The sequence below is a fragment of the Pseudoalteromonas sp. NJ631 genome, from assembly GCF_000276645.1.
In the GTDB taxonomy this organism is placed as follows: domain Bacteria; phylum Pseudomonadota; class Gammaproteobacteria; order Enterobacterales; family Alteromonadaceae; genus Pseudoalteromonas; species Pseudoalteromonas piscicida.
Genome location: NZ_AKXJ01000017.1, coordinates 48649 through 69218 on the forward strand (window position 1 = coordinate 48649; position 20570 = coordinate 69218).

At 44.9% G+C, this 20570-nt stretch carries 18 protein-coding genes; 5 read left to right on the forward strand and 13 right to left on the reverse strand.

Annotation, left to right across the window (positions count from 1 at the left end):
• The 7 genes from ccoS to ccoN form a co-directional block, all read right to left on the reverse strand.
• Positions 1–201: a cbb3-type cytochrome oxidase assembly protein CcoS gene (ccoS, locus tag A587_RS0120575; protein WP_010373983.1), complete on the reverse strand. Its 201-nt coding sequence runs from the start codon at positions 199–201 to the stop codon at positions 1–3.
• Entirely contained in the window at positions 198–2573 is a 2376-nt protein-coding gene (locus A587_RS0120580; protein WP_017219108.1) for a heavy metal translocating P-type ATPase, read from the reverse strand. The genes ccoS and A587_RS0120580 overlap by 4 nt, the downstream gene beginning before the upstream one ends.
• A gap of 6 nt (positions 2574–2579) precedes the next feature.
• The gene (locus A587_RS0120585) at positions 2580–3071 is read right to left on the reverse strand and encodes a FixH family protein (protein ID WP_010605013.1); all 492 of its coding nucleotides are present in this window, start codon (positions 3069–3071) and stop codon (positions 2580–2582) included.
• Positions 3072–3189: 118 nt separating this feature from the next.
• Positions 3190–4155 carry a cytochrome-c oxidase, cbb3-type subunit III gene (ccoP, locus tag A587_RS0120590; RefSeq protein WP_017219109.1) on the reverse strand — a complete coding sequence of 322 codons (966 nt, stop codon included), beginning with the start codon at positions 4153–4155 and terminating at the stop codon, positions 3190–3192.
• Positions 4152–4337: a cbb3-type cytochrome oxidase subunit 3 gene (locus A587_RS0120595; protein WP_010373992.1), complete on the reverse strand. Its 186-nt coding sequence runs from the start codon at positions 4335–4337 to the stop codon at positions 4152–4154. Before A587_RS0120595 ends, ccoP begins: the two co-directional genes overlap by 4 nt.
• A gap of 5 nt (positions 4338–4342) precedes the next feature.
• A complete protein-coding gene (ccoO, locus tag A587_RS0120600; RefSeq protein ID WP_010373994.1) occupies positions 4343–5017 on the reverse strand; it encodes a cytochrome-c oxidase, cbb3-type subunit II in 675 nt (224 codons plus the stop codon).
• Between the two features lie 12 nt (positions 5018–5029).
• Positions 5030–6463, reverse strand: a complete 1434-nt coding sequence (gene ccoN, locus A587_RS0120605; RefSeq protein WP_010373997.1) for a cytochrome-c oxidase, cbb3-type subunit I — start codon at positions 6461–6463, stop codon at positions 5030–5032.
• Positions 6464–6769: 306 nt separating this feature from the next.
• Here ccoN and A587_RS0120615 point away from each other — a divergent pair, with 306 nt between their 5' ends.
• Both A587_RS0120615 and A587_RS0120620 read left to right on the forward strand, forming a co-directional pair.
• A complete protein-coding gene (locus tag A587_RS0120615; RefSeq protein WP_017219111.1) occupies positions 6770–7204 on the forward strand; it encodes a hypothetical protein in 435 nt (144 codons plus the stop codon).
• Entirely contained in the window at positions 7201–7677 is a 477-nt protein-coding gene (locus A587_RS0120620; RefSeq protein ID WP_017219112.1) for a hypothetical protein, read from the forward strand. The genes A587_RS0120615 and A587_RS0120620 overlap by 4 nt, the downstream gene beginning before the upstream one ends.
• A 30-nt stretch (positions 7678–7707) precedes the next feature.
• On the opposite strand, the gene A587_RS0120625 is transcribed toward A587_RS0120620, so the two are convergent.
• Positions 7708–8700, reverse strand: coding sequence for a GlxA family transcriptional regulator (locus A587_RS0120625; protein WP_017219113.1), 993 nt, complete (start codon positions 8698–8700; stop codon positions 7708–7710).
• 117 nt (positions 8701–8817) lie between these two features.
• Between A587_RS0120625 and A587_RS0120630 the strand changes: the two genes are divergently transcribed.
• Positions 8818–10716 carry a beta-ketoacyl synthase gene (locus A587_RS0120630; RefSeq protein ID WP_017219114.1) on the forward strand — a complete coding sequence of 633 codons (1899 nt, stop codon included), beginning with the start codon at positions 8818–8820 and terminating at the stop codon, positions 10714–10716.
• A gap of 99 nt (positions 10717–10815) precedes the next feature.
• Here the strand turns inward: A587_RS0120630 and fghA are convergent, their stop codons facing one another.
• Both fghA and A587_RS0120640 read right to left on the reverse strand, forming a co-directional pair.
• A complete protein-coding gene (gene fghA / locus A587_RS0120635; protein ID WP_017219115.1) occupies positions 10816–11658 on the reverse strand; it encodes an S-formylglutathione hydrolase in 843 nt (280 codons plus the stop codon).
• Positions 11659–11714: 56 nt separating this feature from the next.
• A complete protein-coding gene (locus A587_RS0120640; protein ID WP_017219116.1) occupies positions 11715–12836 on the reverse strand; it encodes an S-(hydroxymethyl)glutathione dehydrogenase/class III alcohol dehydrogenase in 1122 nt (373 codons plus the stop codon).
• Between the two features lie 95 nt (positions 12837–12931).
• Between A587_RS0120640 and A587_RS0120645 the strand changes: the two genes are divergently transcribed.
• Positions 12932–13807: a LysR substrate-binding domain-containing protein gene (locus A587_RS0120645; protein ID WP_017219117.1), complete on the forward strand. Its 876-nt coding sequence runs from the start codon at positions 12932–12934 to the stop codon at positions 13805–13807.
• Here A587_RS0120645 and A587_RS0120650 read toward each other — a convergent pair.
• The 3 genes from A587_RS0120650 to A587_RS25100 form a co-directional block, all read right to left on the reverse strand.
• Entirely contained in the window at positions 13794–15452 is a 1659-nt protein-coding gene (locus A587_RS0120650) for a SulP family inorganic anion transporter (protein WP_017219118.1), read from the reverse strand. The two genes, A587_RS0120645 and A587_RS0120650, sit on opposite strands and share 14 nt — an antisense overlap.
• A 148-nt stretch (positions 15453–15600) precedes the next feature.
• Positions 15601–19008, reverse strand: a complete 3408-nt coding sequence (gene rne / locus A587_RS0120655; RefSeq protein WP_017219119.1) for a ribonuclease E — start codon at positions 19006–19008, stop codon at positions 15601–15603.
• Between the two features lie 134 nt (positions 19009–19142).
• Complete coding sequence (locus A587_RS25100) at positions 19143–19346, reverse strand: hypothetical protein (RefSeq protein ID WP_157234689.1); 204 nt, start codon at positions 19344–19346, stop codon at positions 19143–19145.
• A gap of 272 nt (positions 19347–19618) precedes the next feature.
• Between A587_RS25100 and rluC the strand changes: the two genes are divergently transcribed.
• Positions 19619–20569 (forward strand): 23S rRNA pseudouridine(955/2504/2580) synthase RluC, encoded by a 951-nt coding sequence (gene rluC / locus A587_RS0120665; RefSeq protein ID WP_017219121.1) that lies wholly within the window; start codon positions 19619–19621, stop codon positions 20567–20569.
• The last annotated feature ends 1 nt before the right edge of the window (position 20570 follow it).

A 20570-nucleotide genomic window follows, 5' to 3' on the forward strand; every position in this document is an offset into this window, starting at 1 on the left:
CTAGTTGTCGTTATTACTCTTATTATTTGATGGTTTTACGGACTTATCACCCGTTTGCGCTTTATCATCATCGAATAAGATGCTGTGGCCCTGTTTATTCAAATCTGAAAATTGTTCGCTTTTTACTGCCCAAAAGAAAATACCAATAGCAATAATGACGAATAAAATGGCGATAGGTATTAATACGTAGATGATACTCATAGCTTTAATAACCTTAATGAATTACCGATCACGATGATCGAGCTGGCTGACATGCCAATAACTGCTATCCAAGGTGGAATGAGGCCAAGCGCAGCGAGTGGCAAAATGGAGCCGTTATACAAAAGTGATATGGTTAAGTTTTGCTTTACTATTCTGCGCGTTTGTTTCGCTACTTGCTGAAGGGCTAGAATGGCATTCAAATCACTATTTAACAACACCACATCAGCGGTATTCTTTGAGATATCAGCGCCGGTATCCATCGCAACTGACAAGTGAGCGCTATTGAATACCGGGCTATCGTTGATGCCATCACCAACCATAGCGACAATCTCGCCTTGTTTGGACCAAGCTTCAACGGCTTGTTGCTTAATCTCTGGTGTGCAAGCGCTTTGGTAGCTATCTAATGCTAACTGCTGCGATAACTCTTTGCCTGCATAGGAGCTATCCCCAGTTAGCATGTGGCACGTAAGGCCAGCTTGTTGTAGCTGTTCAACAACTGTTTCTGCATTGCTTTTTACTTTGTCATTGAAGTAAAAGTCAGCGACTGCGTTGTTATCAATAAACAAGGTTGCTTGAGCAAATGACGCGTGATTATCAAACCAATGGCTTTTCCCAAGGGCAATAGTGACTCCTTGCCAGTGACCACGGATACCAGAACCAGCCACAACTTCAACATCTTGGACTAGGTTTTCGGTTGGGGTGATATGTGCAAATGCGCGAGCGATAGGGTGCTCAGAAAATCGTTCTAACGCTGCGGCAAAATCCAAGACTTGTTGCTCGTTATAGTTAGTTTGCAGCAATTCGATATGTTTGATTGAGAAACGGCCTTCGGTCAGTGTGCCTGTTTTGTCAAAGGCAACACGCGTTAATTTGGTTGCCGTTTCTAATACATGGGCTTCTTTAATCAAGATCCCTTTCTTTGTAAGTGACGCCACAGCGCAGGTAAGCGCGGTTGGTATCGCAAGGCTTAACGCACAAGGGCAGGTTGCTACTAGCACCGAAATCGTGACCCAAAAAGCCTTATCTGGTGAAATCGGGTACCAGCCAATGGCGGTAATTGAGGCAAAAACTAATAGACAGGCAACAAACCACTGCGCGACTTTATCGGTGATTTCCACCAACTTAGGGCGTTTGGTAAGTGCGTTATGTTGCAGTCGAATAATCTGGTTGAGCAGGGTATTTTGCCCAATTTTATTGATCTCTAACGTAATTACACCATCGTGATTCACGGTTCCCGCATACACTTGATGGCCTTGATATTTCTTAACTGGCAAATGTTCGCCCGTCATCATCGACTCATCAACGGTGGTATGTCCTTTGATCACTAAGCCATCCGCAGGGATAGTTTCTCCAGCCTTAACTAATATCAGATCGTTCAGCTTTAGCTTTTTGGCGGCAATATGTTGTTCATTGTTATTCTCATCAACCTTTCTGGCGGTCAATGGCAGCAGCTTTTGCAGGTTTGCAGTGAACTCACTGGCTTTGAGTCTGGCCCTGAACTCAAGGTATTTACCTAACAACAGCAAGAAGGTAAACATACAGATGGATTCAAAATAGACTTCGCCGACTTCCATAAAAGTCGCGTAAGTACTGGCGCCGTAAGCTCCGAATATAGCAAGTGAAACAGGGAGATCCATATTCAGTTGTTTAGCTTTCAGCCCTTTAACCGCATTCGTTAAAAATGGCATCGCTGAATACAGAATAACAGGAGAGGCAAGCACGAGACTTATCCAACGAAAGTACTGTTCAAAGTCCTCTTCCATGCCTGAAAACATGCCAAAGTACATGGCAAATGCAAACATCATCACTTGCATAGTCATTAGGCCAGCAACGCCTAAACGACGGATATATGCTTTCGCTACGGCTTGTTTCTGTGCAGCTTCTTCATCGGCTTGAAATGGGTAGGCCTTATAGCCGATTTCCATCAAGGATTTGATTATATCGCTTAGCTTAACGTGTTTATCTTGCCATACAATCATGGCGCGATGGGTGGAGGTGTTAACATCAACACGAACGATACCGCCGAGCGCCAGCAGTTGTTTTTCGATAAGCCAAGCACAAGCGGCGCAGCTTATTCCTTCAACACTGAGCAGTACCTCTTTGTGCTCACCGCTAATTTCGACGAAGTCCTCTTGGATCTCGTCGTTATCATAGCTGAGTAGCATTTTGAGTTGTTCAGGTACAAGCTCTTCAACTTTACCTGCACTTTCTGTGCGGTAAGTATAGTAGTCACTCATACCTTGAGAAATAATGGTTTCGGCAACGGCCTGGCAGCCAATACAGCAAACCGGTTGTGCGCTACCCTCAAAGGTAACCGAGCCTACAAACCCCTTAGGAATAGGCTCCAAACAATGAAAACACGAATTTGCCATGGCAGCTTACTTATACTGTGGAGTGACCGCGATAATACCATCATGTGGCAGTTGGATTTTTTCTTTCATTTTCCAACTGTTGTCCATAGGCTCTATAAATACCGTGAACACACCGCTATGTGGTTCATCAAATAAACCAGTAAACTCGCCGCTGGCGTTTTTAGTCAGTGTGACTGCAAAATCGTATTTCTCAATAGTGCGGTGGTAAAACGAGAGTTTTAATGCATGAACTTTAGAAGCGTCGCCCTTGGTAAATTTAAAGGTAACTTTTTGCTCTGCTACTTGCAGATCACCATGTAAATAGAGCGCTTTTGCTTTATCAAACTTACTCAGCTCTAGATTGATTGCTTTACCTTTTTTGTAGTAGTCATCAACGACCATATCAGGACCATTACCGACTGCAAATGTGATGAGAAAAACACAGGCAACGACAGTAACAAGTGGGAAAAAAATTAAAAACCAAGGCCAAAAATTCTTATACCAAGGGGTAGGGTTCATAGTTGCTCACATGGCTATAAAACTTGCCCGTATTCTACCGTAAGTTGCGGTAAATACCTAAAAAAAAGCCTCCAAATGGAGGCTTTTTTGATCTCAAATAATGTTCTAAGAGCTAAGCTTATTGGTCTTGTGACAAGCTATAAACATACGCTGTTAGAAGGTGTACTTTATCTTCACCTAAGATATCTTTCCATGCTGGCATTACACCCGCACGACCGTGGCGAAGTGTGTCTTCAACTGCGCGTTGAGAACCACCGTATAGCCAGATATTATCGGTTAAGTTTGGTGCACCGAACGGAAGGTTATGTGCAACAGAACCTTTACCATCCATACCATGGCAAGCCGCACACATTGCAAACTTAGCTTTACCTGCATCAGCATCTTTTTGGTTAACGGTACGTCCAGAAAGGCTTAGTACATAAGCAGTCATTTCTTTTACGCCTTGATCACCAAGTGCATCTTGCCAAGCTGGCATCGCTGCAACACGACCGTTAAGCAGTGTTTCTTTGATCTTGTCAGGCGTGCCACCATATAACCAATCTTTATCAGTTAGGTTAGGGAAGCCTGCGCCACCACGAGCATCAGAGCCATGGCACTGAGCACAGTTTTGCGAGAATAAACGTTGACCGATTTCTAGGGCTTCTTCATTCTTTGCAAGCGCAAGTACGTCTTGCTTTGCAAATTCTTGGAAGATAGGACCAAAACGATCTTGTGCTGCTTCAACTTCTTTATCAAGTTGTACCCACTGGCCATTTTCATGTGCTTTAGCGACTGCTTCCTTAGACTCTGCCAAGGTAGTAATACCTTGGTTAGAGCTCGTCCAGTTTAAGAAACCTTTAAAGTTACCAAGACCTGGGTAAGCAGCAAGATAATATACTGACCAAACAAAAGTCGCGAAGAACATGTAAGTCCACCACTTTGGTAGTGGATTATTTAATTCCTCAATTCCGTCGAACTCGTGACCACAGCTTTCGCCTTCTTTGACACCTGTGTAGTTTTTCAGGTTCCAAATTAGCAGGCCGAAAATCAGAGCTAGACACGCTAGGGTTAGTACGATAACCCAAATACTCCAAAAGCTAGTCATTTTTCAGACTCCTTTTCCTCGTTAGAGATAGTGTTGTTATGTTTTTTCTCATCTTCAAAAATGGCATTAGCAGCGTCGTCGAAACGGCGCTTAGACCGCTTGCTATATGCCCACACAACAATCACTATAAACAGTACCAAAATTACCAGAGTCAAAATGCCTCTGTATGTGCCGTAATCCATAACAATTACTTCAAATGTGTGCCAAGTTGTTGTAAGTAAGCGATAAGTGCTTGCATTTCTGTTGCACCTTCGCCACCGTTCATCGCGTGGATTTCATCCACTTGCGCTTGTAGTTCAGCATCATCACCGTAGCCTTTGCCATTGTAGCGGTCTGACGACTTATCAATACCAAATGCATCACGGAACACTTGTAATTTTTTCAGAGTATAAGTGGTATCTACTTTAGTGCTATCAAGCCAAGGGTAGCCTGGCATGTTTGACTCAGGTACCACCGAGCGAGGATCCATTAAGTGCGCATAGTGCCAGTCGTCAGAATAACGCTGACCAACACGAGCCAAATCTGGACCTGTACGCTTAGAACCCCACTGGAATGGGTGATCCCATACCGACTCACCGGCTACAGAGTAGTGACCGTAGCGCTCAACTTCATCACGGAATGGACGAACCATCTGTGAGTGACAGTTGTAACAACCTTCGCGTACGAAGATATCACGACCTTCCATTTCAAGCGCGGTCAGCGGGCGTAAGCCTTCTACTGGCTGAGTGGTATCTTTTTGGAACATTAGTGGAGTAATTTCGACTAGTGCACCGAAGCTAATTGCGAATACCGTTAAGATAGCCATCAGGCCAACGTTCTTTTCAACGATTTCGTGTTTGTTTGTTGAGTTATTGTTGCTCATACTCAATACCCCTTAAGCCACTTGCGGGTTTGCATCAGTGGCAAGTTGACCACTTTTTGCAGTAACCGTACGGAATACGTTGTAAGCCATTACCAGCATACCAACTACGATGAATACACCGCCTAGGAATCGCATGATATAGAAAGGCTTAGAAGCTTCTAGTGACTGAACAAAGCTATACATTAATGTACCGTCAGCATTTACTGCGCGCCACATTAGGCCTTGCATAACACCAGAGATCCACATTGCAACGATATAAAGCACAACACCTACTGTGTGTAGCCAGAAATGCGTGTTAACTAGCTTTATGCTGTACATGTTACCGTGACCAAATAGAGCTGGGATTAGGTGGTAAATTGCACCGATAGAAATCATCGCAACCCAACCTAGAGCACCAGAGTGTACGTGACCTACTGTCCAGTCTGTGTAGTGTGAAAGCGCATTTACAGACTTAATAGCCATCATTGGACCTTCGAACGTAGACATACCGTAGAACGATAGAGATACAACTAAGAAACGCAGTACAGGGTCAGTACGTAGTTTGTGCCAAGCGCCAGACAGCGTCATGATACCGTTGATCATACCGCCCCAAGAAGGAACGAATAGGATAACTGACATCACCATACCTAGAGACTGTGTCCAGTCAGGTAGTGCTGTGTAGTGAAGGTGGTGAGGACCTGCCCAAATATATAGAGAAACAAGTGCCCAGAAGTGAACAACCGATAGACGGTAAGAGTAAACTGGACGACCTGCTTGTTTTGGTACGAAGTAGTACATCATACCTAAGAAACCAGCGGTAAGTAGGAAACCTACTGCGTTGTGACCATACCACCACTGAACCATCGCATCTACTGCACCTGCGTAGATTGAATAAGATTTAGTAAGTGATACAGGAATAGCCATACTGTTTACAATGTGAAGCACTGCAACAGTGATAATGAAACCAGCGTAGAACCAGTTTGCTACATAGATGTGTGACACTTTACGCTTGATAAGAGTACCAAAGAATACTACAGCATAAGTAACCCATACTACCGCGATTGCGATATCAATAGGCCACTCTAGTTCAGCGTATTCTTTTGAAGAAGTAATACCTAGAGGAAGCGTGATAGCCGCAGATACGATGATGGCTTGCCAACCCCAGAAGGTAAATGCGGCAAGTTTGTCAGAGAACAGGCGCGTTTGACACGTGCGCTGAACAACATAGTAAGAGGTTGCAAATAGTGCACTTGTACCAAATGCAAAGATTACTGCGTTCGTGTGTAACGGACGAAGTCTAGAGTAAGTTAACCATGGAATGTCGAAGTTTAACGCAGGCCACGCAAGTTGCGCTGCGATAAATACACCTACACCCATGCCAACAATGCCCCAAATCACTGTCATGATAGCGAATTGGCGTACAACTTTATAATTGTACTCAGTTTGTGATGCTACTGTTTGGCTCATTTTCTGGATTCCGCTGCAATTTATTGCGATTAGAAATGAATTACCTGAATTACAGGCCCTAGTTATATTTCTTCAAGCCCGTCATGTTTTAACTCAAAAGATGAGTGAAAACCTAACCAGCCCGAGAAACCTTTATTTTTGCGAGGAAATGATAATTTTTTTGCTTATGAAAAGATACCTAAAACGCCTAAAATTATGACATCAATCAAGTTTTCACGCGCTTTTTGTTCGCTTCTTAAGCAACCTAGCATTTGCCCTGAAACTTGCGTACACTGCGCAGGATTCAGAAGTGACGGTAAATCCCTCATGATTGCAAAGCAATTAACAATCGGGTTGCTAGGTGTTTTCCTCGTGGCCTGTTCAGACCCGACTATTATTATACATGAAAGTTCAGAAAAAAGTGAAAGTTCAGTAACAAGAAATGTCTGTAATTTTTCAACGCCCTGTGAGTTAACTCCACAAGTGCAGATTTATCTGGGCTCAGAGCAGGTTCAACCTGAAACAGAATTTACCATTGGGCTAAAAAGTGCGACTAAAGTAGAGGTCGTTTCGGCATGGCTTGAGGGAGAAAATATGAACATGGGGAGAATTCCCGTGTTCTTTGACAAAAACACACTGATAGCAAAAACCATGGTCGGTGTATGCACGGATAAATCGATGCGTTGGATTTTACGTTTAGCGCTAACCGTTAACGGCCAGTCTGTTACTACCAGTCATCCAATAGCTGTAAACTACCAATGAATAAAGCTGTTTTTATCGAATATCTCAAGTTTGCACTTGAACAAAAGCTGATTGAAGCCACTGAAGCGGCAAACAGTGCTCGTGCTGACGCTACCCATGAACAAAGTGCTGCTGAAACACAATATGACTCGTTGAGTATCGAGTATGGCTACCTAGCAGAAGGGCAAAGTGAGCGCGTTGATGCCATGCATTTGGCGAAACAAACAATATTGAATCAGTTGGCGCTAGCTGTGAGCAATACAATTACACATAACGCACTAGTTGAAATTGAAGATGAGCAGGGCAACTGTCATTGGTTTTATTTTGCGCCTTGCGAAGGCGGACTAAAAATCCAATATAAAGAAACACCAGTGTTGGTGTTAACGTTTAATGCGCCTCTTGGCAAGCGCCTAAAAGGGTTAACGGTAGACGAAGATATTTCATTTTTCTTCAACGGCCAACAGCAAACGTTAACCGTGATGCAAATACTGTAGAGTGGTTTACTCTCGTTTTGCTACGAGTTGCTACGAGAACAATTTCTTTCTTACTATTGCCCGATATGTACTTGGTGATTTTCCCATTAATTGCCTAAATACTCTGCTTAATTGCCCTTGTGAATTAAATCCAGAAGCGAGGGCAATATCTTGAATGGAGAGATTACTGCTTGCGAGCAGCTCTTTACACATTTCAATACGCACCTGTTGTAAGTAGGCAACGGCAGTTTGTCCAGTTGCTTGTTTAAAGCGGCGGTTAAAGGTGCGATAACTTAAATCAAATTGCGCCGCAACAGCGGGTAAAGAGATTTCCGATGCGGCGTTATTTTTCAGCCAAAATTGAATTGCAGCAATTTGCTCGTCAGCATGACGGTCAACAGCACCCTCTAAATAGCGCTGCTCTTCGTACGGTTTACGAATTTCATGAGAAAAGTTTTGCTGAACATGGTGTGCGGCATCTATCCCGTACAGTAATTCAATAATATGAACAATTACATCGGCCAGCGCATTTAAGCTGGCTACAGTGTAGATCCGCTCTGATTGAGTGATAAAGTAATCCGGTTTTAATTCAACATTAGGGTATAGCTGAGAAAATTGTTTGGCAAAATGCCAGTGGGTCGTTGCTGAATGCCCGTTAAGCAGGCCAGAACTTGCTAAAAAGCAAACACCCGTACCAACACCTATCAGTGTGCTTCCTGCTCCCCATGCATCCGCAAGTGACTCACTCAGCGCTTGGTTTTGTCTTACAATTGGTCGTGGATTTCGCCATATGCTTGGCACAATAATGTAGTCATATAAAGGCAATGAGCTAAAGTCACTTTGTGCCTCAAGTGTCAGGTAATTATCGGCGTTGACTGCCTCGCCATGGCTGCTGCAAAGGAGAACTTCTAAAGGAACATAAGCCTCTTTTAAATGTACTTTAGCAAAGGCTTGTCCGGCTTTGAGCATTTCCAGCGGTAAGGTGACACTGGTAACGAGCATATGCTTATAAAGCACAATGGCGACCTTTGTACAGGATTTCATCTGCTCCGACCTCTTTAGTTTGGCGAAAAATGATTTATGTGTGGCGTATTTTGTGAAAACTTAAATTCGAATGCAATTAAAATCAAGTCATTATCTTAGTTCAGAAGTAGGAACGACATGACAGCATTGCCAATTATTGTAGGAATGGGGGGTATTAACGCCGCGGGGCGCACCTCTTTCCATCAAGGCTACAAACGTATTGTACTTGATAAGCTAAATGCTAAAGACCGAGAAGAGACCTATTTGGGCCTTGCGAGTTTAATGAACTTAGTGCGTTATGAAGATGGTCAGCTGATTGACCAAAACGACCAAGTCGTTCAAGAGGGGGAGATTGAGTCGCGTTTTGGTGAGCAAATCTTAGCGGGAACGTTGATCCGTAAAATCGAAAAGAACCATTTTGATGTAGATGCGACTCCTTGGCAGCAAAAGCTCATAATGAAAGCAAATGATGACAGCAAGATAGTATTCAGTTGTCGTAAGCGTGACTTACCAGAGCCAGTCCCTGCAGCTTGGCAAGTGATTGAGCTTGATCCAAAAACGGTTGAAGTAACCATTGCGGAGCAGATTGAAGTTAAGCACGATAGCTATAGAGACAATCCAATTAAAGCCGCAGGCCAATTACCAACAGGCTTTGAGCCGTCACTTATGTATAACAGCCGTTACCAACCACGCGGCCTTCAGGCGACGATTTTTGCTGCAACCGATGCTATCCGCTCAACGGGTCTTGAGTGGGACAAGGTAATGAACAGTGTACGACCTGACCAAATCGGCACTTACTCCGCCTCTGTGGCTGGGCAAATGAATGATGAGGGCTTAGGTGGATTAGTACGCAGTCGTTTACGTGGCGACCGAGTAAGCACTAAGCAGTTGGCGCTAGGACTCAATACCATGTCCACTGACTTTATCAATGCTTATGTTACGGGCAGCGTTGGCACAACGTTTACGACATCAGGTGCCTGTGCGACGTTTCTATATAACCTTCGCGCTGCAGTGAATGATATTCAGGCTGGCCGTACTCGAGTGGCGATTGTAGCCAGTGTCGAGTGTGCTATTACACCAGAGATCATCGAAGGCTTCGGTAATATGGGCGCACTCGCAAATGAAGAAGGTTTGCGTAAACTTGATGGTACTGAAGATGTAGATTATCGCAAAACAAGTCGTCCTTTTGGTGAAAACTGTGGCTTTACAATTGGTGAAGGGGCACAAGTGGCGATTTTGATGGATGACGCCTTAACACTTGAGCTTGGCGCGCAGATCATGGGCTCTGTGGCCGATGTATATGTCAACGCAGACGGCGTGAAAAAGTCGATTACGGCACCTGGACCTGGTAACTACATCACCATGGCAAAATCGGTTGCGCTGGCTCAGCAAATCGCAGGCACAGAGGCGTTAGTTAAACGCAGCTTTATTTTGGCACATGGCTCAAGCACACCACAAAACCGGGTTACTGAGTCGCTTATCTACCACAAAATCGCAGAAACTTTTGCGATTAATGGCTGGAAAGTGGCGGCGCCAAAAGCCTATGTTGGTCACACCATCGCGCCGGCGTCTGGCGATCAGCTTGCGATGGCGCTTGGGGTGTTCGAATACAATATTATGCCAGGGATCACCACAATCAATGCAGTAGCAGAGGATGTTCACGCCGAGCATTTAGATATTCGTACCGAGCACTATGAGTGCGAACCAATGGATATCGCCTTTATAAATTCAAAGGGCTTTGGTGGTAACAATGCAACGGCAACTGTACTTTCTCCAAAGCTCACGAAGCAGCTACTAAGCAAGCGTTATAGCCAAGCTGAGTTTGCAAATTATGAGCAACAACTTGCCACTACAACACAAAGGCAAATTGCATATCAGCAAGCGGCCGATTATGGCCAATACGAGCTCATTTATCGTTTTGGCAATGGCATGATTGATGAGTCTGAATTGAATTTAAGTCAGCAAGAGTTAGCCATTCCTGGGTTCGAGCAAAGTATACAGCTTTGTCCAACGAATCCATACGGCGATTTAATCTGATGATTTGATACAAAGAATAATGTTAAGCAAGCAAGGCGTACAGGGAGTACGCCTTTTTTATTTTTAGCTTAGTGCTCAAAGCGCAAGCGGCAGTCAGGCTCATCTCATATAGTTAGCATGAAACTCAAGATGATTTTCAATAAAGCTCGAGATAAAGAAATAGCTATGATCGTAACCTTCATGCATGTTTAGCGTGATAGGGTAGCCTGCTTTTTCTGCAGCTTGTTCGAATAACCAAGGCTTTAACTGCTCGTCTAAAAACTGGTCACTTGAACCTTGCTCAATGAGTATCGGACGTTTCGTTGGACTAACATAGTGCGACAATAATTCGGTCGCGTCATATTGTTGCCAGCGCTGTTTGTCGTCCCCTAAATATCCTGTTAGCGCTTTTTGACCCCAGGGACAGTTACTTGGGTTAACAATTGGGCTAAACGCAGAGATACTCGTATAGGCATCAGGGTTTCTAAGCCCAATAATTAACGCACCATGCCCCCCCATGGAGTGACCACTAATGGCTTTTTGCGGGTTAACCGGGAAGTGCGCTTCGATTAACTGAGGCAGCTCTTCGGTCACGTAGTCATACATTTGATAATGTTGACTATACGGTGCCTGTGTCGCATTGACGTAAAACCCCGCACCTAGACCAAAGTCATAAGCGCCATCTTCATCATCTGCAACGCCTTCTCCACGCGGGCTTGTATCTGGCGCGACAATAGCGATACCAAGCTCGTTGGCTTTTTTAAACGCGCCTGCTTTTTGCATGAAGTTTTCATCGCTGCAGGTTAACCCTGAGAGCCAATATAAAACCGGGACTTGTTGTCCCTCGTTGACAATTTCAGGTAAAAAAATGGCGAAGGTCATTTCACACTGCGTCGACTGGCTGGTATGTGTGTAGCGCTTATGCCAACCGCCGGATACTTTGTTGCTGGAAATCAGTTCCATCAAGTGCTCCTTAATTAAGTGAAATAGGACGCAGCCTGTGCGTCCTTGAGCGGGTACTAGTAATGGATCACCGAGCGGATACTCTTGCCTTCATGCATTAAATCAAAGGCTTCATTAATATCTTCGAGCTTCATGGTATGAGTAATAAAGTCATTGAGCTTGAATTCCCCAGCCATATAGCGTTCAACAATCTCAGGAAGCTCTGAGCGACCTTTTACGCCACCAAAAGCACTGCCGCGCCATACGCGACCGGTAACCAATTGGAATGGGCGTGTTGAAATCTCTTGTCCAGCGCCTGCAACACCGATGATGACAGACTCACCCCAACCTTTGTGACAGCACTCAAGGGCACTTCTCATAACATCTACGTTACCGATACATTCGAACGAGAAATCCACGCCGCCATCGGTCATTTCAACGATCACTTCTTGGATAGGTTTATCGAAGTTTTTCGGGTTGATAAGATCGGTTGCGCCAAGCTTTGTCGCCAGCTCAAACTTATCTTCATTGATGTCGATACCGATGATCCGACTCGCGCCAGCCATTGCCGCGCCAATGATAGCGGACAAGCCGATACCACCTAGGCCGAAAATGGCGACGGTATCGCCTTTTTGCACTTTAGCGGTATTCATTACTGCGCCCATTCCCGTGGTGACACCACAGCCAAGCAAACAGATCTCCTCAAGAGGCGCTTCTTTGTTTACTTTAGCCAAAGAGATTTCTGGCAGTACAGTGTACTCAGAGAACGTTGACGTGCCCATGTAGTGATAAATTGGTTGGCCGTCTTTATAAAAGCGGGTTGTGCCATCAGGCATCAAGCCTTTACCTTGGGTTTCACGGATCTGCTGACAAAGGTTCGTTTTACCAGACTTACAGAACTTACATTCGCCACACTCCGGTGTGTACAATGGGATCACGTGGTCGCCAACGGCAACGCTAGTAACGCCTTCACCAACTGCTTCAACAATACCTGCGCCTTCATGACCTAAAATGGCTGGGAATACGCCCTCAGGATCGTCGCCAGACAAAGTGAAAGCGTCGGTATGGCATACGCCTGTTGCGGTGATTTTAACTAAGACTTCGCCTTTTTTCGGTGGCATAACATCAACTTCTTCAATACTAAGCGGTTGACCTGGGCCCCAAGCGATTGCTGCTTTAGATTTAATAAATTCAGACATGGTTTGTTCCTTTCTTAAAAGTTGGTAGCAGTATAACTACATTATGATTTTTGATAATCTATAAAAATCATAAAGAATTTTACGTATATGTAATAATGGATAGATGGATTGGCATTGATGAGTTTGTTGCGGTCGCAAGTAATGGCTCATTTAGTGGGGCTGCAACTCAGTTAAATACTTCGGTTGCGCAAATTAGTCGCCGAGTGAAAATATTAGAGGAGCGGCTCAACATACAACTTTTGACGCGCACCACCCGAAAATTAGCGCTGACTCAGGAAGGTGAAGTGTTTTTATCTCACGCAAAGCATTTACAGCATGGATTAGATGACGCCACTGCTGCAATCCGTCAACGTGATAGACAGCCAACAGGCAAACTTAAGCTTACCGCACCAGTAATGTACGGCGAATCTTATGTCATGCCTGCCGTAATTGACTTTATGCGTTTGTATCCCAAAGTTGAGGTTGAAATGCATTTGACGAACAACCAAGTCGACTTACTCGATAAAGGCTTTGACTTGGCAATTCGACTCGGTAAGTTACAGGATTCATCACTGCGCGCTAAACGGCTAACCACACGCAAAACCATGGTGTGTGGTGCAAATATCTATTTAAATCAATTTGGCCAACCGCATACGCTCGCTGAGCTTAGCAATCATAAATGTTTGATTGGCAATAGTAGCGAATGGCGCTTTGTTGAGCACGGTAAAGCGCGACAAATTAAAGTGGCGGGACCACTTCGTTGTAACAGTGGTTGGGGGCTCTTGGAAGCAGCAAAACAAGGCTTAGGTTTGGTACAGTTACCACATTATTACGTGCAAGAGGCGCTAGAGAGTGGTGAGCTAACAGAGGTACTCACCAATTTTAGACCTGAAGAGGAGGGCGTCTGGGCGCTGTATCCACCCAGACAATTTGTCGCGACCAGTTTACGATTGTTACTAGATCACTTAAGTGCGCACTTTAATAAGTTTTAGCCATAGTATCAATGGCTTGGCTGAGCGCTATCTCGCGACTATCACAAAACGCACGGTCGCCTAGACGGTCATGAATGTTTAAGCGCTTGAGTTTATCGGTGGTCTCCAGATTCGGTGAATAGATAAACACGCTACAGTTCGCATCAAGCGCATCTGTAATCGCATTTTCAATGGCTAAGCCCACGGTGACGTCAATCATAGCTACGTCGCTTAAGTCTAATACCATGGCTTTGTATTCACTAATCTTGCGGTGTTGTCTTGCGATTGCTTTTGAGACGCTAAAAATCATTGGCCCGGAAAGATAAAAGAATAATAGTTTACCGTTGGCTTTATCTAACAGCTCGCTTTCTTTTTTCGTCAGTGGTACATCTTCATCGCTATCACTGTCGCTAATTGCTTTAACGTGATTAGCTTGCACTCGGCTTAATCTCTCTATGATCATCACATTAGAGATAAATACGCCAAGGCCCACGGCAACAATCAGGTCAACAAAAACGGTAAGTAGCATTACGCCATACATAATCGCCATTTGACTGACACTAAGCTTATGAGCACGCTGGATAAAACTCCAATCCAGAATATTAAAACCAACATACACTGCAATACCAGCAAGCACCGCCATTGGGATTGGCTCGGTCAAACTTCCCGCGATAAAGACTACGGCCATTAAAATGAGTGCCCTGAATATCCCAGCAATTGGCGAGCGAGCACCCACTTGGATATTGACCACTGTTCCCATCGTTGCGCCAGCACCTGGCAATGCACCAAAAAGGCCAGCTATCATATTGGCAATACCTTGGCCTCTGAGCTCTTTATCAGAATCATGCTCGGTTCGCGTTAAACTGTCGGCTATTACTGCTGTTAGCAACGTATCTATACAGCCCAAAGTGCCCAATACCAGTGCATCGATAAGCATTTCAACTAACAGCTCTGGTGATAATACTGGAAACACAATAGTTGGCAGGCCACTTGGAATTTCACCGATGCGGCGAATACTATCTGTATCAAAAATAATGATTGAAAGCAGTGTAACGGTGACGAGTGCGACCAGCTGAGCGGGGACGTATTGACGCCACTTACTTGGCATTTTGAATAAGATTGCAAGTGTGATCACCCCGAGGAACAACTCAGAAAAGTGTAAGTCCATCAGCAGGCTGGGCAAGTTAGACAAAGTGCCAATAACACCACCTGCAGGCGCTTGGTGTCCAAGTAAAGGAGCAAGCTGCAAAATAATGAGGATAACACCAATACCAGACATAAATCCGGAGATGACGCTGTAAGGCATCAAGGTAACGTATTTACCTAACTTGAGCGTACCGAGTAAAATCTGAAAAGCACCTGCCATCATGACAACAGTAAAGCCCATCGCAAGACCATTTTCGGGGTACTTGCTCATCATGGCGGTGAGTACTGCTGTCATGATAACAGTCATTGGGCCGGTTGGTTCAGAAATGAGGGAGGTTGAACCACCGAACAGCGCGGCAAATAAGCCAACTAAAATTGCGCCCCACATCCCAGCTTCTGCGCCAGCACCAGAGGCAACACCAAAAGCGAGTGCGAGTGGTAAAGAAATAATTGCAGTGGTTACACCACCGAATAGGTCACCTTTTAAAGAGGCGTTTTTAAATCTCTTAAGTGTGATCATACTTTTGACTTTAACGATCAAAGAATTGACGGCATTCTACTGATAAATAGCACGGAGTGCTACGAAGGACTGGTATTACCATTTGTCTGCTCAGTAAAATTCGGACACAAAAAAGCCAGTCTAAAAAGACTGGCTTTTCAATTACTGCTTAGTCAACCTGAGCAGGAGAGGCCATGTCGGCGCTTGCTCTGCCTGTTGGTGACTTAGAGCCAACACCCAAGCCGCTATTCGCCACAGCCTGACGTAGTTCATGTGGCATCGCAGATGGTGTTTCTACCACGACATCCTCAATCACGCTTTGTGCTTTTGTCATTGGCGCGGCAGCCGTTTGGTTGAAGCGTACACGGCTTTGTACTGAATTGCCGTTCACTACTTGTTGAGTAGGAGCTTCAGTAGTGTTAGCGGCTGGAGTCTCTTCAGTTGAAGATTCAGTAACTGCTTCAGCTGCTGTTGTTTCCACAACCGCTTCTGTTGCCGGTGCCTCGACTGCTGGCTCCTGAACTTCAGGTGTTGCCTCAGTGTCAGAAGCCTGAGTTTCTTCTACAACTGCAGTTTCAGTCTCAGCTTCATCTTCAGCCTTTGCCGTTTCAACTTGTTCAGTCTCTACTGTGTCAGCGATTGGCTCAGCTTTAACTACTTTTGCCTCTTCTGGCTGCATAGCTTCAAGCTCTTCTGCGACTACTTCGTCAGCGCTTACAGACGTTTCGGGCTGTGCAGCTTGTTGCATTGGTGCTTCAGCAGTGGCTGCTTCAACTTCGTTTTCAGGCTCCACTTCTTGCGCTGCATTTTCGTCAACCGGTGCTTCGGCTGGTTTAGCTTCGACATCTTGCTCTGCATCAGTGTGCGTCTCAGAAACAGTCGCTTCTGCCGCTGGTGCATTGTCTTCAGTTACCGTTTCAGGTGACGACTGAGTCTCAACTGTACTTGCTTCTTGCTGTACACCCTCTTGAACGTCAGTGTCAAAAGAAGATTTCGCTTTTAGCTCAGCTTCGTATTCTGCAGCGGCTTGATCTGCTACGGGTACAAATGCAGCAGCTTGACCTTTTTCAGGCGTATCCTGACGACGGCGACGTTGACCTGCCGCTCTCAGATGACGCGGAGAGCGTCTAGAGCGAGTGCGGCCTTCTTTATTTTCGTCATCAATTTGCGATTCTGAAAGTTCAGTAGATACCACCTCGGTAACATCGTTTTGTTCGTGGCGCTCAGTGTTAGCAGTTTCTTGCTGCTTTGCTTGAGTGTGTACGTCAGCTTGTTCAGAAGGTGCTGCTACTTGTTCGTTCGTTGCAGACTCTTGCTCTGACTTATCCGCGACAGGTTTCGCTTTTCTTTGCCTTGGCTTTTGTTCAGCTTTAGGCTCAGCTGCCGTTTTCGCTGGTTGTTCAAGCGGCTTTGCTTCTACTTTCACTTCTTCAGTGCTAGCTTGCTCTGATGTGTTAGTATCCTGTGCGTTGGTTTCTTCCACACGTACCTTCTTGCGAAGATTACGTCTTTGTCTGCGTGGTTTTACTGTCGCTTCTTTAACTGGCGCGTCGTTAGCCTCGACCGCTTCAACCCTATCGTTTACAGATTCCTTAGCAGGACGGTTTGCTTTGTCCTGATCTTGGCGTTTTCTGTTATTTGGACGACGGCGTTTGCGGTTATCACCACGTTGCTCGTTACCGTTGTTTTCGTCTTTCGATTCAACCGTTGTTTCTTTTTGTTGATCGTTACGACGGCGGTTATTGTTACGACGACGATTGTTATTATTGCGACGGCGATTATCACGGTTGTTATCGCGCGATGATTTTTCTTCAGAAGATTTGTTTTCTTCTTTGTTATCGCTGTCACTAGCAAATAGGCTCTTGAACCATTGACCAATCTTTGCAAACAGGCTGGTGCCGTTTTGAGCTGGTTGTGCTTGTGGCTTACGTGCTTGTGGTTTTGCAGCTTGAGTTGGAGTAGGGGCTGGCGCAGGCGCTGGTACATCAGGCATAACGACACCTTTTAACACAGGCTCCTCTTTCACAATCGCTTGAGCTCGAGCAATTTCAACGACTTCAGGCTCTGGCGCAGTGATCTGCTCATAGCTTGCTGCTTCTGTTGTTTCATCTTTACGCAATCTAACCACTTCATAGTGAGGTGTTTCTAGATGTTGGTTAGGAATGATAACAACGTGGCACTCATGGCGCTTTTCGATGCGTTGCACAGAACGACGCTTTTCATTTAATAGATAAGCACCAACAGCAACAGGCACTTGGGCGTTGACCTGAGCGGTATTATCTTTGATAGCTTCTTCTTCGATTAGACGCAAGATAGACAAAGCAATGGATTCGTTTGAGCGAATGGTGCCTTGGCCGTCACAGCGTGGGCACGTATGCTGGCTCGCTTCACCTAACGACGGACGCAAACGTTGACGCGACATTTCTAATAGCCCGAAACGAGAAATCTTACCGATTTGCACGCGAGCACGGTCAGTACGAACGGCTTCTTTCAAGCGGTTCTCTACTTCACGCTGATGGCGAGGCGGAGTCATATCGATAAAGTCGATAACGATTAGTCCACCTAAGTCACGTAAACGTAACTGGCGTGCAATCTCGTCAGCGGCTTCTAGGTTAGTGTTCAGCGCCGTCTCTTCGATATCGCCACCTTTCGTCGCTTTTGACGAGTTGATATCGATAGAAGTGAGAGCTTCTGTTGGATCAATAACGATGGAACCACCTGAAGGCAAACGCACTTCACGCTGGAAAGCTGACTCAATCTGACTCTCAATTTGATAATGCGTAAATAATGGCACATCGTTTTGATAAAGCTTCACACGGTTGATGAAATCTGGGCGGAAACGCTCGATATGCGCCTTCGCTTCTTCAAATACACGCGGTTTATCAATTAGGATCTCACCGATATCGCGACGTAAATAATCGCGAATTGCACGGAAGATAACGTTACTTTCTTGGTGAATTAAGAAAGGTGCTTTACCGCTATTTGCCGCATTTTGGATTGCGTCCCAATGAACGAGTAGCGCCTTAAGGTCGTACTCTAGTTCTTCGAAAGATTTACCTACGCCCGCGGTGCGAACGATAAGACCCATACCTTTAGGTACGTTTAAGCGACTCAATGCTTCTTTTAGCTCAATGCGCTCGTCACCTTCGATACGACGTGAAATACCGCCAGCTCTTGGGTTATTAGGCATTAATACCAAGTAACTACCTGCGACGCTGATAAACGTTGTGAGTGCCGCGCCTTTTTGACCACGTTCTTCTTTATCAACCTGAACGATGACTTCTTGACCTTCTTTGATCACGTCTTTGATGTTTGGGCGACCATTGAATGTATAACCATCAGGGAAATACGTTTTAGCGATTTCTTTTAAAGGAAGGAATCCGTGACGCTCGGCGCCATAATCAACAAATGCGGCTTCTAGGGATGGTTCGATACGGGTAATTTTACCCTTATAGATATTGGCTTTTTTCTGTTCGTGACCAGGGCTTTCTATATCTAGATCGTATAGACGCTGGCCGTCAACCAGTGCCACGCGCATTTCTTCTTGCTGCGTTGCATTGATCAGCATACGTTTCATATTGTAATTCTCTACTTAATTATTTACAGCGCCTGATACGTCTTGCCAGCGACAGCGTGCTACGCCTTGGATGTTCCTATTAAATGATGCAGTCTCACGACTGGGGGAAAGGGAACATATTCACAGTTTCCGCTTTAAATCAGGGTAAAATCACTGATCCATCGTTCGCTTTTTGCACGTTTATTCGTTTCACAAAGTAGCCATGCACGGGGTAAGTTGAGCTTGGTTTGCCAAGCTTGGCTATCACCATCTTTTGACTTTATTGCTTTGTGGTTATTCACGAGTTGCGGCCTGCTATGCACGGGTATTACTGCAACTGTGGTAAACGTATCAGACAAATTTTAATTTCTTGCTTTTTGGTTTGTTCATCGTGTCCAGTCATTAAACGAAATATTACGCGCTTCGCACTGACTGTTCGCACGTGTTTATCTTAGATGCATGATAAAAGCTTTGGAAATATTAGCTCTAATCTGTATGATCTGCCATCCAAGATGTGCATCACGACATTGTTTTTGCGATAAAAAGCACCTCGCAAAAATTTGCGGCCTGATTATCCCACTAATAATGTCGAGATAGCAACTAAATTATTACTCAAATCAGTGATTAGGCAATGTCAGAGAAACCCGCATTACAAGTTAGCTTCGTTACCGTGACTGAAGACCAAGAAGGTCAAAGGATCGATAACTTTTTAGTTACGCATTTGAAAGGGGTGCCAAAAAGCGCCGTATATAAAATTCTTCGTAAAGGGGAAGTGCGCGTAAACAAAAAGCGGGTGAAGCCTGTATATAAACTACAAATCAATGATGAAATCCGTATTCCACCTGTGCGTGTTGCGGAGAAAACAGAGTTTGTGCCTAAAAATCTAGATAAAGTTGCAAACCTAGAAGATGCCATTCTTTATGAAGATAAGTATCTGATAGTTATAAATAAGCCAGCCGGTATGGCGGTGCATGGTGGCAGCGGCTTAAGCTATGGCTTAATTGAAGCATTAAGAGCATTACGCCCACAAGAGCAAAGCTTGGAGTTGGTTCACCGTTTGGACCGCGATACATCGGGTTGTTTGTTGATTTCAAAGCGCCGCGCTGTGCTTAAAGGACTTCATGAGCAGCTAAGAGAAAAGACCATGGAGAAAAATTATCTTGCGCTGGTTTCAGGGCAATGGGATGTCAAACATAAAAATGTCACCGAACCGCTACGTAAAAATACCTTAAAGTCAGGTGAGCGAGTGGTGCGAGTGGATCATGAGCAAGGCAAGCCTTCTCATACTCGTTTTAGAGTCGTCGAGCGTTTTGAGTCCGCAACTTTAGTGCAGGCGTCACCAGTAACAGGTAGAACGCACCAGATCCGAGTGCATACTCAATGTAAAGGACATCCGATTGCGTGTGATGATAAGTATGGCGATCAGGTGTTTGATGCCAAAATGCGTGAAGTGGGATTAAATAGGCTGTTTTTGCATGCTAAAGAACTCAGATTTATGCACCCGAAAACAGAAACGACACACCATGTAGAGGCACCATTGGATGGGGCTTTGGAAGCATGCTTAGTTAAATTAAGGAAGTAAC

Coding starts and splice junctions, on each gene's coding strand:
- ccoS (WP_010373983.1), bottom strand. CDS start 201: ATGAGTATCATCTACGTATTAATACCTATCGCCATTTTATTCGTCATT.
- A587_RS0120580 (WP_017219108.1), bottom strand. CDS start 2,573: ATGGCAAATTCGTGTTTTCATTGTTTGGAGCCTATTCCTAAGGGGTTT.
- A587_RS0120585 (WP_010605013.1), bottom strand. CDS start 3,071: ATGAACCCTACCCCTTGGTATAAGAATTTTTGGCCTTGGTTTTTAATT.
- ccoP (WP_017219109.1), bottom strand. CDS start 4,155: ATGACTAGCTTTTGGAGTATTTGGGTTATCGTACTAACCCTAGCGTGT.
- A587_RS0120595 (WP_010373992.1), bottom strand. CDS start 4,337: ATGGATTACGGCACATACAGAGGCATTTTGACTCTGGTAATTTTGGTA.
- ccoO (WP_010373994.1), bottom strand. CDS start 5,017: ATGAGCAACAATAACTCAACAAACAAACACGAAATCGTTGAAAAGAAC.
- ccoN (WP_010373997.1), bottom strand. CDS start 6,463: ATGAGCCAAACAGTAGCATCACAAACTGAGTACAATTATAAAGTTGTA.
- A587_RS0120615 (WP_017219111.1), top strand. CDS start 6,770: ATGATTGCAAAGCAATTAACAATCGGGTTGCTAGGTGTTTTCCTCGTG.
- A587_RS0120620 (WP_017219112.1), top strand. CDS start 7,201: ATGAATAAAGCTGTTTTTATCGAATATCTCAAGTTTGCACTTGAACAA.
- A587_RS0120625 (WP_017219113.1), bottom strand. CDS start 8,700: ATGAAATCCTGTACAAAGGTCGCCATTGTGCTTTATAAGCATATGCTC.
- A587_RS0120630 (WP_017219114.1), top strand. CDS start 8,818: ATGACAGCATTGCCAATTATTGTAGGAATGGGGGGTATTAACGCCGCG.
- fghA (WP_017219115.1), bottom strand. CDS start 11,658: ATGGAACTGATTTCCAGCAACAAAGTATCCGGCGGTTGGCATAAGCGC.
- A587_RS0120640 (WP_017219116.1), bottom strand. CDS start 12,836: ATGTCTGAATTTATTAAATCTAAAGCAGCAATCGCTTGGGGCCCAGGT.
- A587_RS0120645 (WP_017219117.1), top strand. CDS start 12,932: ATGGATAGATGGATTGGCATTGATGAGTTTGTTGCGGTCGCAAGTAAT.
- A587_RS0120650 (WP_017219118.1), bottom strand. CDS start 15,452: ATGATCACACTTAAGAGATTTAAAAACGCCTCTTTAAAAGGTGACCTA.
- rne (WP_017219119.1), bottom strand. CDS start 19,008: ATGAAACGTATGCTGATCAATGCAACGCAGCAAGAAGAAATGCGCGTG.
- rluC (WP_017219121.1), top strand. CDS start 19,619: ATGTCAGAGAAACCCGCATTACAAGTTAGCTTCGTTACCGTGACTGAA.